The organism is Halomonas campaniensis (assembly GCF_014193375.1).
Lineage (GTDB): Bacteria > Pseudomonadota > Gammaproteobacteria > Pseudomonadales > Halomonadaceae > Halomonas > Halomonas campaniensis.
Window position 1 is genome coordinate 15954 of sequence record NZ_JACHZF010000023.1, and the last position, 14083, is coordinate 30036.

15 protein-coding genes are annotated in these 14083 nt (G+C 70.8%); 11 read left to right on the plus strand and 4 right to left on the minus strand.

From position 1 onward, the window contains the following. Positions 1-29 precede the first annotated feature (29 nt). Positions 30-1496 carry a dihydrolipoyl dehydrogenase gene (locus BDK63_RS14660; RefSeq protein WP_183333260.1) on the minus strand — a complete coding sequence of 489 codons (1467 nt, stop codon included), beginning with the start codon at positions 1494-1496 and terminating at the stop codon, positions 30-32. Between the two features lie 111 nt (positions 1497-1607). Beyond that, the gene (locus tag BDK63_RS14665) at positions 1608-2225 is read right to left on the minus strand and encodes a LysE family translocator (protein WP_183333262.1); all 618 of its coding nucleotides are present in this window, start codon (positions 2223-2225) and stop codon (positions 1608-1610) included. 147 nt (positions 2226-2372) lie between these two features. Between BDK63_RS14665 and BDK63_RS14670 the strand changes: the two genes are divergently transcribed. The 6 genes from BDK63_RS14670 (at position 2373) to BDK63_RS14695 (ending at position 7142) form a co-directional block, all read left to right on the plus strand. Continuing rightward, positions 2373-2888, plus strand: a complete 516-nt coding sequence (locus BDK63_RS14670) for an Lrp/AsnC family transcriptional regulator (RefSeq protein WP_183333264.1) — start codon at positions 2373-2375, stop codon at positions 2886-2888. Positions 2889-3104: 216 nt separating this feature from the next. Continuing rightward, positions 3105-4508, plus strand: a complete 1404-nt coding sequence (dbpA, locus tag BDK63_RS14675; protein WP_183333266.1) for an ATP-dependent RNA helicase DbpA — start codon at positions 3105-3107, stop codon at positions 4506-4508. A gap of 28 nt (positions 4509-4536) precedes the next feature. Then, on the plus strand, positions 4537-5439 hold the full coding sequence (locus BDK63_RS14680) for a PA4780 family RIO1-like protein kinase (protein ID WP_183333268.1): 903 nt from the start codon (positions 4537-4539) through the stop codon (positions 5437-5439). 84 nt (positions 5440-5523) lie between these two features. Beyond that, positions 5524-6270, plus strand: a complete 747-nt coding sequence (locus BDK63_RS14685) for a creatininase family protein (RefSeq protein WP_183333270.1) — start codon at positions 5524-5526, stop codon at positions 6268-6270. 100 nt (positions 6271-6370) lie between these two features. Beyond that, complete coding sequence (locus BDK63_RS14690; RefSeq protein ID WP_183333272.1) at positions 6371-6562, plus strand: tautomerase family protein; 192 nt, start codon at positions 6371-6373, stop codon at positions 6560-6562. Positions 6563-6695: 133 nt separating this feature from the next. Continuing rightward, entirely contained in the window at positions 6696-7142 is a 447-nt protein-coding gene (locus tag BDK63_RS14695) for a DUF4399 domain-containing protein (RefSeq protein WP_183333274.1), read from the plus strand. A gap of 96 nt (positions 7143-7238) precedes the next feature. Here BDK63_RS14695 and BDK63_RS14700 read toward each other — a convergent pair whose 3' ends face one another. Further along, complete coding sequence (locus BDK63_RS14700) at positions 7239-8132, minus strand: bile acid:sodium symporter family protein (protein WP_183333276.1); 894 nt, start codon at positions 8130-8132, stop codon at positions 7239-7241. Between the two features lie 95 nt (positions 8133-8227). On the opposite strand from BDK63_RS14700, the gene menA reads away from it, so the two are divergent. The 3 genes from menA to BDK63_RS14715 all read left to right on the plus strand — a co-directional run bounded on the left by menA (position 8228) and on the right by BDK63_RS14715 (position 10826). Next, positions 8228-9115 (plus strand): 1,4-dihydroxy-2-naphthoate octaprenyltransferase, encoded by an 888-nt coding sequence (menA, locus tag BDK63_RS14705; RefSeq protein ID WP_183333278.1) that lies wholly within the window; start codon positions 8228-8230, stop codon positions 9113-9115. A gap of 41 nt (positions 9116-9156) precedes the next feature. Then, a complete protein-coding gene (locus tag BDK63_RS14710; RefSeq protein ID WP_183333281.1) occupies positions 9157-9999 on the plus strand; it encodes an alpha/beta hydrolase in 843 nt (280 codons plus the stop codon). A 239-nt stretch (positions 10000-10238) separates the two neighbouring features. Beyond that, the gene (locus tag BDK63_RS14715) at positions 10239-10826 is read left to right on the plus strand and encodes a hypothetical protein (protein ID WP_221202645.1); all 588 of its coding nucleotides are present in this window, start codon (positions 10239-10241) and stop codon (positions 10824-10826) included. A gap of 83 nt (positions 10827-10909) precedes the next feature. On the opposite strand, the gene BDK63_RS14720 is transcribed toward BDK63_RS14715, so the two are convergent. Then, positions 10910-11626, minus strand: a complete 717-nt coding sequence (locus BDK63_RS14720; RefSeq protein ID WP_183333282.1) for a YebC/PmpR family DNA-binding transcriptional regulator — start codon at positions 11624-11626, stop codon at positions 10910-10912. Positions 11627-11808: 182 nt separating this feature from the next. Between BDK63_RS14720 and BDK63_RS14725 the strand changes: the two genes are divergently transcribed. Both BDK63_RS14725 and BDK63_RS14730 read left to right on the plus strand, forming a co-directional pair. Next, a complete protein-coding gene (locus tag BDK63_RS14725) occupies positions 11809-12999 on the plus strand; it encodes a M24 family metallopeptidase (protein ID WP_183333285.1) in 1191 nt (396 codons plus the stop codon). A gap of 42 nt (positions 13000-13041) precedes the next feature. Continuing rightward, positions 13042-14043 (plus strand): MBL fold metallo-hydrolase, encoded by a 1002-nt coding sequence (locus tag BDK63_RS14730; protein WP_246386171.1) that lies wholly within the window; start codon positions 13042-13044, stop codon positions 14041-14043. Positions 14044-14083 lie beyond the last annotated feature (40 nt).

The window sequence follows — 14083 nt, forward strand, 5'->3', positions numbered from 1 at the left end:
CCTGGCCCGGGCGGGGCATCGGGCAGGGCTCAGTCGCCCGGCCCACACTCCATGCAGCGCTCGGTGATCGCCGGGCCCTGCTGCAGGTTGGCGTTGAGGTCGCGCAGGCCGCCGCGCAGCCCCTCCTCGAGCACCGGGTGGTACCAGGGCATGGCGAGCATCTCGCTGACGCTGAGCTTCTGCTCCAGGGCCCAGGCCAGCAGGTGGGCCATGTGCTCCACCCGCGGGCCGAACAGCTCGGCGCCCAGGAACTCACCGGAGCCGTGCTCGCCGTAGAGCCGCATCAGCCCGCGGTTCCGGCGCATCACCACCGCGCGCCCCTGGTCCTCGAAGGAGGCCTCGCCCACGGCCAGGCAGTCGCAGCCGCCCAGGCGCTTCTCCAGCTCGGCATGGCCCTCGCCCACGGTGGCCATCTGCGGCTCGGTGAAGACGATGGCCAGCGGCACGTTGCGCCGCCCGGCGCGCAGCTCGGGGAAGCGCCCGGCGTTGTCGCCGGCGATGCGCCCCTCGCTGTTGGCCTCGTGAAGCAGCGGCAGCGCCTGGTTGGCGTCGCCGGCGATGAAGATATGACCGGGGTCGTCGCCTTCGCCCAGGCACTGCAGGGTGAAGCGGTTGAAGCGCGGCACGCCCTTGTCGTCCAGCGCGAGGCCCGCGTTCTCCAGGCCCAGCCGGTCGACGTTGGTGCGCCGGCCGGTGGCGGCCAGCAGATAGTCGAAGCGCTCGGTGAGCGTCTCGCCGCTGTCGCGCTCGACGAAGGTGATCACCACGGCATCGCCGTCGCGCTCGATGCTCTCCACCTTGGCGTCGGGGTCGACGGAGAACTCCTCGCTGAAGGTGCGATCGGCGTAGTCCCTCACGACCTCGTCCTGGAAGGGGCCCAGGGCGCCGCCCACGCCGAACATCCGCAGCCGCACGCCCAGCCGGTGCAGCGCCTGGCCGAGCTCCAGGCCGATCACCCCGGGGCCGAACACCGCCACGGATTCCGGCAGGTCCTCCCACTCGAAGACCGCGTCGTTGGTGACCAGGCGGTCGCCGGCGGCATCGAACATCGAAGGCCAGGTGGGGCGCGAGCCGGTGGCGATGACCACGGCGCGGGCGGTCACTCGCGTGTGCTCCCCAACGATCAGGGTATGCGGGTCCTCGAAGCGGGCGTGGCCGGTGAGGCGGTCCTCCTCGGGGATGCGCTTCATCGACGTGAAGACCCGGCCCACGAAGCCGTCTCGCTCCTCCCTGACTCGCGCCATCACCGCGCGGCCATCCACCTCGACGCCGCTCACACGGATGCCGAAGCCGCCGGCATCGCGGGCCTGGTGGGCCGCCTCGGCGGCGGCGATCAGCAGCTTCGACGGCATGCAGCCCACCCGGGCGCAGGTGGTGCCGTACTCGCCTCCCTCGATCAGGACCACGCTGTCGCTGTGCTTGCGGGCGGCGTGCCAGGCGCTCAGGCCGGCGCTGCCGGCGCCGATGATGGCGATATCGACCTCACGGTGCTGCATCGGGCTCTCCTCGGTGTCATCCATGGTCTCGGTTCATCCACTATGGCACAGGGTGGGGACGTGTCGCCGAGCCCCGACGGCGGCGTCTTGACGCAGGGCAAGGCCCTGGGGTCAGGCGGCCAGGCGCAGGCCGAAGCCGATCAGCAGCGACCCGAAGGTCCAGCGCTGCAGCCGCGCCTTCAGGGGGCTGCCGGCGAACCAGCGCTGCAGGGCGGCGCCCAGGGTCGCGTAGCCGGCATCGAACAGCAGGCCGATGGCCACCAGCAGCGTCCCGAGCAGGGCGAACTGCAGCAGCACGGGCCCGCGGTCGGGATGCACGAACTGGGGCAGCAGCACCGAGCAGAACAGCAGCGACTTGGGGTTGAGCAGGTTGGTGAGAAGCCCGCGGCGCCAGGCCAGGCGGTGGCTCGCCCTGGGTGGCACCGTTCTGTCCGGGGCCTCCGGGAGCGGTTCGGTGGGGGCGCGCAGCAGCTGCAGGCCGATCCAGGCCAGGTAGGCGGCACCCGCGTAGCGCACCGCATCGAAGGTCCAGGGGGCGGTGACGAACAGCGCGGCCAGTCCCAGGGCGGCCAGGGCCACATGCAGGCCACGGGCTACGGCCAGGCCCGCGGCGGTGGCCAGCGCCCGGGAGCGCCCCTGCAGGCTGCCGGTATGCAGCACCAGCAGCATGTCGGGGCCGGGCAGCAGGTAGACCGCCGCCAGGGCGACGATGAACAGCCAGAGCTCCATGGGGCGCCTCCTGCCGGGGGTGAAAGTGTGTGAGGGGCAGCGATGCCAGTCTAGCGCCAGGGGGCAGAGCAGGTCCTTGCAAGATTGGTCGATATATCGGCTATAGTTGGCACTTGCTGCCATCCAATGAGTCATGGGTAATAGAAAATGCCAAATCGACGACTGGATGCCATTGACCGCCGAATCCTGGCCGCGCTGCAGCGCGACGCCCGGCTGACCAACGTCCAGCTGGCCGAGGAGGTGAGCCTCTCGCCGTCGCCCTGCCTGCGCCGGGTGCGCCAGCTGGAGGCGGCGGGGCTGATCCGCGGCTATCACGCCGAGCTGGATCGCGGCGGGGTGGGCTTCGGCCTCACGGTGTTCGTCGGCATCAAGGTGGAGCGCCACCACGAGGCCCAGGCCAACGCCTTTCGCGAGGCGGTGGTCGCCCTGCCGGAGGTGGTTTCCGCCCATCTGGTATCGGGGGAGTCGGACTTCCTGCTGCAGGTGGTGGTGCCGGACCTGGCGGCCTACGAGCGCTTCCTCACCGGCACCCTGCTGCGGCTGCCCGGGGTCACCGACATCCGCAGCAACTTTGCCATCCAGACCGTCAAGGCCCACGGGCCGCTGCCCGTGGAGAGGCTGGCGGAGGCGGGCGGCGAGGTGACGGCCCCGCAGCAGCCGTGACCCCCACGCGCTCTCGCCCCCGGCGGCGCGCCAGCCGGCAGTCGGTATCTGCAGCGTGCCAGTCGGCTTTCTGCTATCCTGCAGGCCTTCCACTCTCCCGCTTCCCCGGCCCATGCCGCCCGGCCTTCGCTGCTCTTCATTGTCGACCCCGGCCGTTATCGACCCCGGTTCGCTCGCTGTCGCCGGCGCCCCCTATCTTGTCTGCAGGATGTTCCCTTGTCTGATTCCTCCCCCGATGCCGCCTTCGCCACGCTGCCGCTGGCACCGGAGCTGCTCGACAACCTCGCCTCCCTGGGTTTCGCCGCCATGACGCCGATCCAGGCCGAGAGCCTGCCGGCCATCCTGGCCGGCCGTGACGTGATCGCCCGGGCGAAGACCGGCTCCGGCAAGACCGCGGCCTTCGGCCTGGGGCTGCTCTCGCGGCTCGAGCTGGCGAGCTTCGCGGTGCAGGGGCTTATCCTCTGCCCGACCCGGGAGCTGGCCGACCAGGTGGCCGGCGAGCTGCGACGGCTGGCCCGCACCCTGCCCAACGTCAAGGTGCTGACCCTGTGCGGCGGCGCCCCCTTCGGCCCCCAGCTCGCCTCCCTGGCCCACGGCGCGCATATCGTGGTGGGCACCCCGGGCCGGATCGAGGAGCACCTGCGCAAGGGCTCGCTCGTCCTGGACGGGCTTGCGACCCTGGTGCTGGACGAAGCGGACCGCATGCTCGACATGGGCTTCCAGGCGAGCCTCGAGGCGATCGTCGCCGAGACCCCGGCGTCCCGCCAGACGCTGCTGTTCAGCGCCACCTTCTCCGACGCCGTGCGCCCCGTGGCCGCGGCGCTGATGCGCGACCCGGTCACCGTGGAGGTGGCCGAGACCCACGACGCCAGCAGCATCCACGAGCGGGTCTACCGGGTCGCCGACGGCGACGAGGCGCGTCTGGAGGGGCTGTGCCGGCTGCTGCTGCACTTCCGCCCGGCGTCCAGCGTGGTGTTCTGCAACACCAAGCGCGAGACCGACGAGGTGGCCCAGGCGCTGGAGGCGGCGGGCTTCAGCGCCCTGGCGCTGCACGGCGACCTGGAGCAGGCCGACCGCGACCGGCTGCTGGTGCTCTTCGCCAACCGCAGCGCCTCCATCCTGGTGGCCACCGATGTGGCGGCCCGGGGGCTCGACATCGCCGAGCTGGATGCGGTGTTCAACTATCACATCGCCCGGGACCTGGAGGTGCATGTGCACCGGGTCGGGCGCACCGGCCGGGCCGGCAGTGCCGGCATCGCCTGCACCCTGGTCGGCGAGGGCGAAGCCTACCGTCTGGCGCGGCTGTCCGACTTCCTCGGCGAGCCCCTCGAGGAGGCCACGCTGCCGCCTCGCTCCGTGCTCTCTCGCGAGCCCCTGGTGCCGCCCATGGCGACCCTGCAGCTCGGCGCCGGCAAGAAGCAGAAGGTGCGTCCCGGCGATATCCTCGGCGCCCTGACCGGCGAGGCGGGGCTGGCCGGCGACCAGGTGGGAAGAATCAAGGTGCTGGCCAACAGCGCCTTTGTTGCCGTGCGGCGCGAGGTGGCCGACGAGGCCCTGGAGCGCCTGGTCAACGGCAGAATCAAGGGGCGCAGCGTTCGCGCCCGGCGGGTCGGCCGGTGAGGCGCATCGGCCAATTTCGGGAGAAGAAATGAAGATACCCAAGCGACTGCAGCCGCTGGTGGACGACGGCCTGATCGAGGCGGTCGAGGGCCAGCTGATGAGCGGCAAGGAGGCCCAGGTCTACGTGGTGCGTTCCCACGGCGAGCGGCGCTGCGCCAAGGTCTTCAAGGAGGCCAAGCAGCGCAGCTTCAAGCAGGCCGTGCAGTACCAGGAGGGTCGCCGCGAGCGCAACAGCCGGCGTTCCCGGGCCATGGCCAAGAAGACCCGCTACGGCCAGAAGGAGCAGGAGCAGGCCTGGCTCAACGCCGAGGTCGATGCCCTCTATCGGCTGGCCGCGGCGGACGTGCGTGTGCCCAAGCCCTACGGCTTCATCGACGGCGTGCTGCTGATGGAGATGATCTCCGACGCCGAGGGGCTGACCGCCCCGCGCCTGGACGATATCACCCTGAGCGCCGAGCAGGCCCGCGAGTCCTACGCCAAGATCATCCGTGACGTGGTGAAGATGCTGTGTGCCGGCCTGGTGCACGGGGATCTCTCCGAGTTCAACGTGCTGATGGCCGCCGACGGCCCGGTGATCATCGACCTGCCCCAGGCGGTGGACGCCGCAGGCAACAACAGCGCCGAGTGGATGTTCGAGCGCGACGTGGACAACATGCGTCGCTACTTCGGCCGCTTCGCCCCGGAGCTCCTGGCCACCGACTACGGCAAGGAGATCTGGGCGCTCTATGAGGCGGGCGAGCTGCACCCGGAGAGCGAGCTCACCGGCTGCTTCGTCCACGACACCACCCCCGTGGATGTCGACGAGCTGATGACGGTGATCGACGACGTGCGCGACGAGGAGGCCTATCGCCGGGCGGCCCTCAACCGCGGCGACGAGCCCGGAGTGGAGGAGGCCGCCGAGGAGTGGCGGGAGTCCCAGCGGGAGCGTTGAGCCCGGCGCGGTGGTGACCGGCGGGCAGCGCCCCGGCGGATCTGCCATCATGGCGTCATCGGCCGACCAACGGGGAGCGCATCGATGCGACTGCAACACGCCACCTGGCAGGAGGTGGAAGCCTACCTGGCACACTCCACGGGCATCATCCTGCCCATCGGCTCCACCGAGCAGCATGGCCCCAACGGCCCGATCGGCACCGATTCGCTATGCCCCGAGGCGATCGCCTGGGCGCTGGGCGAGCGCCACGGGGTGCTGATCGGCCCGACCCAGGCGATCGGCATGGCGCAGCACCACCTGGCCTTTCCCGGCAGCCTCACCCTGCGGCCCAGCACCCTGGTCGCGGTGCTGCGCGACACCATCGAGTCGCTCGCCCATCACGGCTTCACCCACGTCTTCTTCCTCAACGGTCACGGGGGGAATATCGCCACCGTGAACGCGGCCTTCGCCGAGGTGCTCGCCGAGCGCAGCCTGGGCCGCGAGGCGGCCGGGGAGCTGCACCTGCGGCTGTTCAACTGGTTCGCCGGCCGCCGCGGCCGCGAACTGGCCGAGTCCCTCTACGGGGAGGCCGAGGGCTCCCACGCCACCGCTTCCGAGGTGTCGCTGGCCTGGCACGCCGCCCCCCAGACGGTGCGCGACGTGATCCTGTCGCCGCGCCTCGCCCCCACGGGTAGCGCCCAGTGCGATGCCCGCACCTTCCGCCGGCGCTTCCCGGATGGACGCATGGGCTCCGACCCCTCCCTGGCCAGCGCCGAGCACGGCGCGCGCTTCCTCGAGGCGGGCGTCGAGGACGCCTGGGAGGCCTACCAGGCGTTCGTCACCGACCGCTGAGCGCCTGTGCGCTACGCCTACCGGAACCCGCCCATCGGCGGGTTTCTGCTATCTTGGCCTGCCATTGCCACGACCGAGACCCCTGCCCGAGGAGGCCACCATGCCCATCGTCACCATCCAGCAGTTTCCCCGCGACCTGGAGCAGAAGCGCCGGCTGGCGCGCCGCATCACCGAGGCCTTCGAGGAGGTCTACGGTGCCCGGGCGGAGTCCGTGCAGGTGTTCTTCCACGAGGTGGACGGCGAGCACTGGGCCCGCGGCGGCGAGATGGGGTGCGACATCCCCCGCGACTGAGCAGGACCCGCCTGCCAACCCGGCTGCCCTGGGCTAGGCTGTGAGGCGGGAGCGGGCTGCATCGGCCCGAATGTGCCTACCGGGTGGTGGATGCCGCCCTGCACGCCATCGCGGAATGGCAAAGGAGAGAACCATGAACACGCGGACCTATACCCTGGCCCTGGCGTTGGGACTGGCCGGCAGCGCGCTGCTGGCGGCCCCGGCCATGGCGGAGCTGGAGCGCGTCCCGGCCGCCGAGGGCGCCGAGGTCTATCTCATCTCGCCGGAGGATGGCGCCACCCTGTCGAGCCCGGTGACCGTGCGCATGGGGCTCAAGGGCATGGGCGTGGCGCCGGCGGGGGCCGACCTGCCGGATACCGGCCATCACCACCTGCTGGTGAACATGCCGCTGGAAGACGTGGACCTGGACGCGCCGCTGCCCTTCACCGACCACACCCGCCACTTCGGCGGCGGCCAGACCGAGGGCACCCTGGAGCTGGAGCCGGGGGAGTACAGCCTCCAGCTGCTGTTCATGGACTACCGACATGTCAGCTTCGACCCGCCGCTGACCTCCGAGGTCATCACCATCACCGTGGAGTAGCCCGTCCGGCCGTCAGTCGCCGCGCAGGCAGCTGACGGCCATCTGGGGCGAGTGCCGGCCACGCGACGGATCGGCGACGGGTGAGCGGCAGGGGGCTCAGCGCCTGTCGGCAATTGCGGATGCCGGATGGCGATCCCGCCACAGGCAGGCGAACATCCACAGGAACACCGGCACGTTCATCAGCAGGCCGTAGAGCAGCGGCACCAGGCCGATGGCCGGCTGCTGCAGCAGCACGAAGGCCACCATCATCGCCACCCCGGCATTCTGCACGCCCACCTCCACGGTGATGGCGCGGACGCTGTCGTGGGGCAAGCGAAGCCGGCGGGCGACCCCGTGGCCCAGCAGCATGCTCGAGAGGCAGAGCAGCAGCACGGCGAGGGTCTCGAGGCTGACCAGGGACGGCAGCCGCTCGGCGTGGCTGGCGAAGAGCGCCACCACCACCGCGACCATCGCGGCCCCGGTGAACCCCTTCACCCCCGGCAGCACCACCGTCAGCCAGGGCGCCGGCAGGGCCTGGCGCAGCAGCATGCCCGCCAGCACCGGCAGCAGGGTGACCATCAGCAGCTGGCCGACGGTCTGCCAGTAGGGCAGCGAGAGGCCACCGCTGGCGAGATCCAGCAGCGCCAGGTTCCAGCCCATCACCAGCGGCAGAGTGAAGGGCGCCAGCACGGCGGCGATGGCGGTCAGGGTGACCGACAGGGCCAGGTCGCCCTGCACCAGGTAGCTGAACATGTTGGAGGTGGCCCCGCCCGGCACCAGGGCCACCAGCAGCAGGCCGGCCGCCGCCAGGGGCGGCAGGGGCAGCAGCAGCACCAGCGCCCAGGCCAGCAGCGGCAGGGCCAGCATCTGCAGGCCGGTGCCGAGCAGCACCCGGCGGGGATGGCGCCAGGTGCGGGCGAAGTCGGCCCCGGTCAGGCTGAGGCCCATGGCCATCATCACGCTGGCCAGCACCCAGGGCAGGGCCACCTGGGACAACCAGGCTGCGGACATCCTTATCTCCTTGCAGGCACGGGGGATACGCCACAGAGTATGCCCCATGTCATGCGCCGCGGCGACGGGCGGCGGCGCGCTCAGGGAGGAGGTCGATGACCACGGCGGTGAGCCACAAGGTGAGGGTCTGGGGGCAGACGCTGCGCCCACGAACCCTGCCCGCCGCGCTGGGGCCGGTGCTGCTGGGCCAGGCGCTGGTGGTGCCCGGCCACTTCAGCCTGCCGACCGCCGCTCTCTGCCTGGCCTGCGCGCTGGCGCTGCAGCTGGCGGTCAACCTGGCCAACGACCTCTTCGATGGCCTCTCCGGCGTGGACCAGCCCGACCGCCTGGGCCCCACCCGCGCCCTGCAGGGGGGCTGGCTCAGCGCCGGCGAGCTGCGCGTGGGGCTCTCCTTGACCCTGGGCGTTGCCGTGGCCACGGGGCTGTGGCTTGTGCTCTTCGGCCACTGGCTGCTGTGGGGGCTGGGTGGCCTGGCGCTGCTCGGCGTGCTCGGCTACAGCGGCGGCAGGCGCCCCTACGCCAACCGGGGGCTGGGGGAGCTCGCGGTATGGGCCTTCTTCGGCCCGGTGGCGGTGCTGGGCTCGCTGCTGGCCCAGCAGAGCCCGATCACCCGGGAGGCGGTAGCGGCGGGCCTGCTGGTGGGCATGCCGGTGGCCGCCATCCTGGTGGTCAACAACCTGCGCGACCGCCATACCGACGCCCGGGCCGGCAAGATCACCCTGGCGGTGCGCATGGGGCCGGGCGCCACCCGGCGACTGTTCGCCCTCCTGACGGCAGGGCCCCTGGCGGCCACGCTGCCGCTGGGTCTGGTCGCCTGGGCCTGGATCGCCTGGGGTCTCACGGGCCTGGCGGCGCTGGGGCTCGCGCGGGAGATGCGCCGCCGCGACGGCGCGGCGCTCAATGCCCTGCTGGGCCTGACGGCGCTCTACTCCCTGGCGATGGCCCTGTGGCTGGGGCTGCGCCTGGTAGTCGCGAACGGCTGAGCGCCCACGGGTTCGCCAGCGGGCGCGGAAAGGAGGAGACGATGCTGCTGCGCTGGCTTGTCGGGATCGCCCTGGTCTACCTGCTGGTGGTGGCGCTGGCCTGGGCCTTCCAGGAACGGCTGCTCTATCTGCCGCACATGGGACGCGAGCCCATCGGCACCCCGGCCGATCGCGGCCTGGCCTGGTCGCCGGTGACCCTCGAGGCCGAGGACGGCCTGGCCCTGGACGCCTGGTGGCTGCCCCACGAGCGCCCCCGGGCCAGCCTGCTCTTCCTGCACGGCAACGCCGGCAACCTCTCCCATCGCCTCGACTCCCTGGTGCAGTTCCACCGCCTGGGGCTCTCGGTGCTGATCCTCGACTACCGTGGCTATGGCCGCAGCGAGGGGCGACCCTCCGAGGAGGGGCTGGCGCTGGACGCCCGGGCCGGCTGGCGCTGGCTGCGGGAGGAGGCCGATCGGGCGCCGGAGGAGATCGTGCTGTTCGGACGCTCCCTGGGGGCCGCCGTGGCGGCCCAGCTGGCCGAGGCGCTGGAAGCATCGGGGCGCGGACAGGGTCCGGCGGCGGTGATCCTGGAGTCTCCCTTCCGCTCGGTGCCCAAGCTCGGGCAGCGCCTCTACCCCTTCCTGCCGGCGCGCTGGCTGGCGCGCGTCTCCCATGACACCGAGACTCATGTCCAGGGCGTCGAGGCGCCGCTGCTGGTGATCCACAGTCGCGACGACGAGATCATCCCCTTCGCCGAGGGCGAGGCCGTCTACCGGGCGGCGCATGACCCGAAGCGCCTGCTCGAGATCCGCGGCGGCCACAACACCGGCTTCCTGGACAGCGAGCCGGACTACTCCGCGGGAATAGACGCCTTCCTGAGCGAAGAGGCGGGGCTGCGGTGAACCCGATGTGCAGACGCGAGGCCTGGTATTGCCCGGCCTCCGGTGCAGCGAGCGCCTCATGCTGGTGCCTGATTTTTCCCATGAACCCGGCGCCTTTCATCGCTTTCTCTGGAGGCGCTGGCGGATTGGGGCTGTACTGAGGTTGCCTGCCCGGCGGGTTGGTCAGGCGAGCATCCGGAGGGTCGAGGAGGGCTTGTCGGGTTTCGCTGCAGTGATGCCGCTTCGGTCGGAAGGGGCTGGTGGACAGGCACTTCTCCAACGAGAAGGAGAAGGCGGTGAAAACGTACACGGGTATGAATGGACGGGTGGGCACCGGTGCCCTGGCTATCCTGCTGATGAGCTTGGCCGGTTCCGGTACTGCGCTGGCCGAGGAGGATCTCAAGGCAGATGCCCTGAGTGCCGCCTGGCCGGGCATGCAGGAAGGGGCACGGGTGGTCGACTGGGAGGGCAATGTCCTGCAGGAGGGCTCCAATGGTTTTACCTGCATGCCGACACCGCCGGTGCTTTCGGGCACCGCGCCGATGTGTCTCGACGAACTATGGATGGAGTGGGCGCAGGCTTGGCAGAACAAGGAGCCGTTCACCGCCGAGTCGATCGGCGTGGCGTACATGCTGTCGGGTGATGAGGGCGCCAGCAATGTCGATCCCTATGCCGAGGGCCCCACTGATGACAACGAGTGGGTCAAGGAAGGGCCTCACCTGATGTTGATTGCCCCGGCGGAGCTGCTGGAGAATTTCCCCACCGATCCGCACAACGGCGGCCCCTATGTGATGTGGAAGGGGACGGACTATCAGCACCTGATGATTCCCGTGGACGCCCGGGAGTAGACCTCGGTCGGCGCATCCGCGGCCTCGCCGACCCTTCCCGGCGCCCGATCACGGGCCGCCGGGAAGGGTGAGCGGCCGTCGCCTCACAGCTCGGCGTTATGGAAGACGTTCTGCACGTCGTCCAGGTCGTTGAGGGTGTCGAGCAGCTTCTCGAACATCGCCACGTCGTCGCCCTCGATGGGGGTCACGGTCTGGGGCACGAACTGGATCTCGTCGACCTCGAAGTCGAGCTCGCCGAAGGCGTCGAGCAGTGCCTGCTTGGCCTTGGCATACTCGGTGTGCGGGGCGAAGACGGTGATCCGGCCCTCTTCGTTCTCGATGTCGGTGACGTCGACATCGGCCTCCATCAGCGCCTCCAGGGTGGCCTCCTCGTCATCGCCGGCGAAGGCCAGGATGGCGCAGTGATCGAACATGTGGCTGACGCTGCCGGGGGTGCCGAGCTTGCTCTTGGCCTTGTTGAAGCAGGCGCGCACGTCGCCGAAGGTGCGGTTGGGGTTGTCGGTCAGGCAGTCGACGATGACCATGCAGTTGCCGGGGCCGAACCCCTCGTAGCGGGCCGGGGAGAAGTCTTCGCCGCCCACGCCGCTGGCCTTGTCCAGGGCCTTGTCGATGACATGCGAGGGCACCTGGTCCTTCTTGGCGCGCTCGATCAGGCCGCGCAGGCTGAGGTTGCCGGCGGGGTCGGTGCCGCCCTGCTTGGCGACCACGTAGATCTCGCGGCCGTACTTGCTGTAGACCTTGGTCTTGGCGGCGGCCGTCTTGGCCATGGATTCCTTGCGGTTCTGGAAGGCCCTACCCATATCGTTGTCCTGTGGCGTTCAACATGTGGCGGAATTCTACGAAACCGGGCCGGAGGCGAACAGGGATATTTTCGCTTCCTCGCGGTGGCGTGCGCCGGGTCGGGTCTACACTGCCGGTAGCCCCGAACCGTCGGGGTCGATCCTCGCTCGAACGCCATCACGGCGCTGCCCGGAGAGTGCTCATGGACCACCACGCCTACCGCCATGCCCTGGCCGACCACCTCGCCGGTGCCGAGCTGCCCTTCGCCCGCGAGGAGTTCGCGTCCCGGCTCGCCCGGGTGCGCGCCGCGATGGGCGATGCGGGCCTCGAGGCGCTGCTGCTGACCGACCCCGCCGATATCTTCTACCTGACCGGCTACCACACCTTCGAGGTCTCGGTGCACACGGCGCTGGTGGTCTCGGCCGACCGGCGGGTGCTGCAGGTGCCCTCCATCGAGACCGGCCCGGCCGTGGTCACCGCCGAGGTGGACGAGATCCTCGGCTACCGCTGGGAAGGCGTCGAGGAAGTGATCGAGCCGCTGGCCGAGACCCTGGCCCCGTTCCGGGCCATCGGCCTGGATGCCTTCGGCGCCGGCCTGCGCTTCGGCGTGATCCGCGAGCTCCAGGCGCGGCTCGGAGCCGGGCGCTTTCGTGACGACGGCGGTGATGTCGTCGATCGTATCCGGATCGTCAAGACGCCGGCAGAGCTCGACTGCCTGCGCGAGAGCGCGCGGATCACCTCGGCCGGCCTCGCCGCCGCCGAGGCGGTGATCGCCCCCGGCGTCACCGACAACGAGGTCGCCGCCGAGGGCGCCCGGGCGATGCTGGCGGCCGGCAGCGAGTTCATGAGCCTGCAGCCCATTGTCACCAGCGGGCGGCGCATCAGCATCATCCACGTCAACCACAAGCGCACCGTCATCGAGGCCGGGGACCCGGTGTTCCTGGAGTTCGGCTCGGCCTTCCAGCGCTACACCGCCCCCATGATGCGCACCGCCGTGGCGGGTCGGGCCGGCCGCGAGATGCAGGCGGTACGGGACCTGTGTCGTGGCCTCTTCGAGGCGCTCACCGCCGAGATGCGCCCCGGCCGTACCTTCGACGATGCCGCCCGCGCCGCCGAGGCGGTGCTGGCCCCCCAGGCCGACCGGCTGTTCTTCTCGGGAGTGTTCGGCTATGCGGTGGGGGCCCAGTTCCCGCCCAGCTGGGTCGAGGGCACCGGCTATATCGCCCGCGGCCAGCCGCGGGAGTTCGCCGCCGACATGGTCTTCCACCTGCCGCTCTGCCTGCGCCTGCCGGGAGAGTGGGGGATCGGCCTCAGCGATACCGTGAGGGTCACCCCGGAGGGCGGCGAGCCGCTCACCGACAACGACTGGCAGCTCAATGAACGGCCGGCCTGAGCGCTCGGCCGCCACGATGAAGTCCTGACCGAGGAGGTACCCATGAAGGTGATGGCCCCGAAGATGATCGTCCCAGGCCCCGTGCCGGCCGTCGGCGCCCTGGCGCTCGCCCTGGCGTCGCTGTCGCTCGCCGTCCAGGCCGCGCCGCCCGACCAGCGTCGCGACCAGGTGCCCGGCTGGTTTCGCATGATGGTCGATCAGCATGAGGTCACGGCACTCTACGACGGCTACATCGACCTGGATACCGGGCTGCTGACGGGCATGGACCAGGAGGCGCTGCGCGCCCATCTGGATGCACTGTTCATCGACACCGAGCCGGGCGTGCAGACGGCGGTCAACGCCTTCCTGGTCCATACCGGCGACCACCTGGTGCTGGTGGATGCGGGTTCCGCGGCCTGCTTCGGCCCGACCCTGGGGCAGGTGGAAGCCAACCTGCGTGCCTCGGGCTATGCCCCGGAGGAGGTCGATACCCTGCTGATGACCCACCTGCATCCGGACCATGTCTGCGGGCTGGTGGATGGCGAGGGCAGGCCGGTCTATCCCAACGCCGAGCTGCGGGCCAGCCGGGGCGATGCCGACTTCTGGCTGAGCGAGGCCCGGGCCGAGGCCGTCCCCGAGGAGGACCGCGCCTTCTTCGACATGGCGCGCAACGCCGTGGCACCGTACCGCGAGGCGGGGCGCTTCTCGACCTTCGAGCCCGGCGACGAGCTGCTGCCGGGCATCGAGGCCAGGGACACCCACGGCCATACGCCGGGCCATGCCAGCTTCCTGTTCGAGGGCGATGACGACGAGATCCTGGTGTGGGGCGACGTGGTGCACAGCTACGGCGTGCAGTTCGATGACCCGAGCGTGGCGATCGAGTTCGACACCGACCCCGAGCAGGCCATCGCGACCCGCCAGGCGGTGCTCGAGGGCGCCGCCGAGGACGCGCACTGGGTGGCCGGCGCCCACCTGCCGTTTCCCGGCATCGGCCACGTGATCCGAGAGGGCGAGGGCTATCGCTGGCTGCCGGTGGAGTTCGGCCCGATCCGCGAGGACCGCTGAAGGAGGTGATGCCGGCCGACCTGGCGCCCGCCGCGGCTGC

What these genes read in the sequence shown, in the direction of transcription:
- BDK63_RS14660 (WP_183333260.1), bottom strand. Translation starts at nt 1,496, where the DNA reads ATGCAGCACCGTGAGGTCGATATCGCCATCATCGGCGCCGGCAGCGCC.
- BDK63_RS14665 (WP_183333262.1), bottom strand. Translation starts at nt 2,225, where the DNA reads ATGGAGCTCTGGCTGTTCATCGTCGCCCTGGCGGCGGTCTACCTGCTG.
- BDK63_RS14670 (WP_183333264.1), top strand. Translation starts at nt 2,373, where the DNA reads ATGCCAAATCGACGACTGGATGCCATTGACCGCCGAATCCTGGCCGCG.
- BDK63_RS14680 (WP_183333268.1), top strand. Translation starts at nt 4,537, where the DNA reads ATGAAGATACCCAAGCGACTGCAGCCGCTGGTGGACGACGGCCTGATC.
- BDK63_RS14685 (WP_183333270.1), top strand. Translation starts at nt 5,524, where the DNA reads ATGCGACTGCAACACGCCACCTGGCAGGAGGTGGAAGCCTACCTGGCA.
- BDK63_RS14690 (WP_183333272.1), top strand. Translation starts at nt 6,371, where the DNA reads ATGCCCATCGTCACCATCCAGCAGTTTCCCCGCGACCTGGAGCAGAAG.
- BDK63_RS14695 (WP_183333274.1), top strand. Translation starts at nt 6,696, where the DNA reads ATGAACACGCGGACCTATACCCTGGCCCTGGCGTTGGGACTGGCCGGC.
- BDK63_RS14700 (WP_183333276.1), bottom strand. Translation starts at nt 8,132, where the DNA reads ATGTCCGCAGCCTGGTTGTCCCAGGTGGCCCTGCCCTGGGTGCTGGCC.
- menA (WP_183333278.1), top strand. Translation starts at nt 8,228, where the DNA reads ATGACCACGGCGGTGAGCCACAAGGTGAGGGTCTGGGGGCAGACGCTG.
- BDK63_RS14710 (WP_183333281.1), top strand. Translation starts at nt 9,157, where the DNA reads ATGCTGCTGCGCTGGCTTGTCGGGATCGCCCTGGTCTACCTGCTGGTG.
- BDK63_RS14720 (WP_183333282.1), bottom strand. Translation starts at nt 11,626, where the DNA reads ATGGGTAGGGCCTTCCAGAACCGCAAGGAATCCATGGCCAAGACGGCC.
- BDK63_RS14725 (WP_183333285.1), top strand. Translation starts at nt 11,809, where the DNA reads ATGGACCACCACGCCTACCGCCATGCCCTGGCCGACCACCTCGCCGGT.
- BDK63_RS14730 (WP_246386171.1), top strand. Translation starts at nt 13,042, where the DNA reads ATGAAGGTGATGGCCCCGAAGATGATCGTCCCAGGCCCCGTGCCGGCC.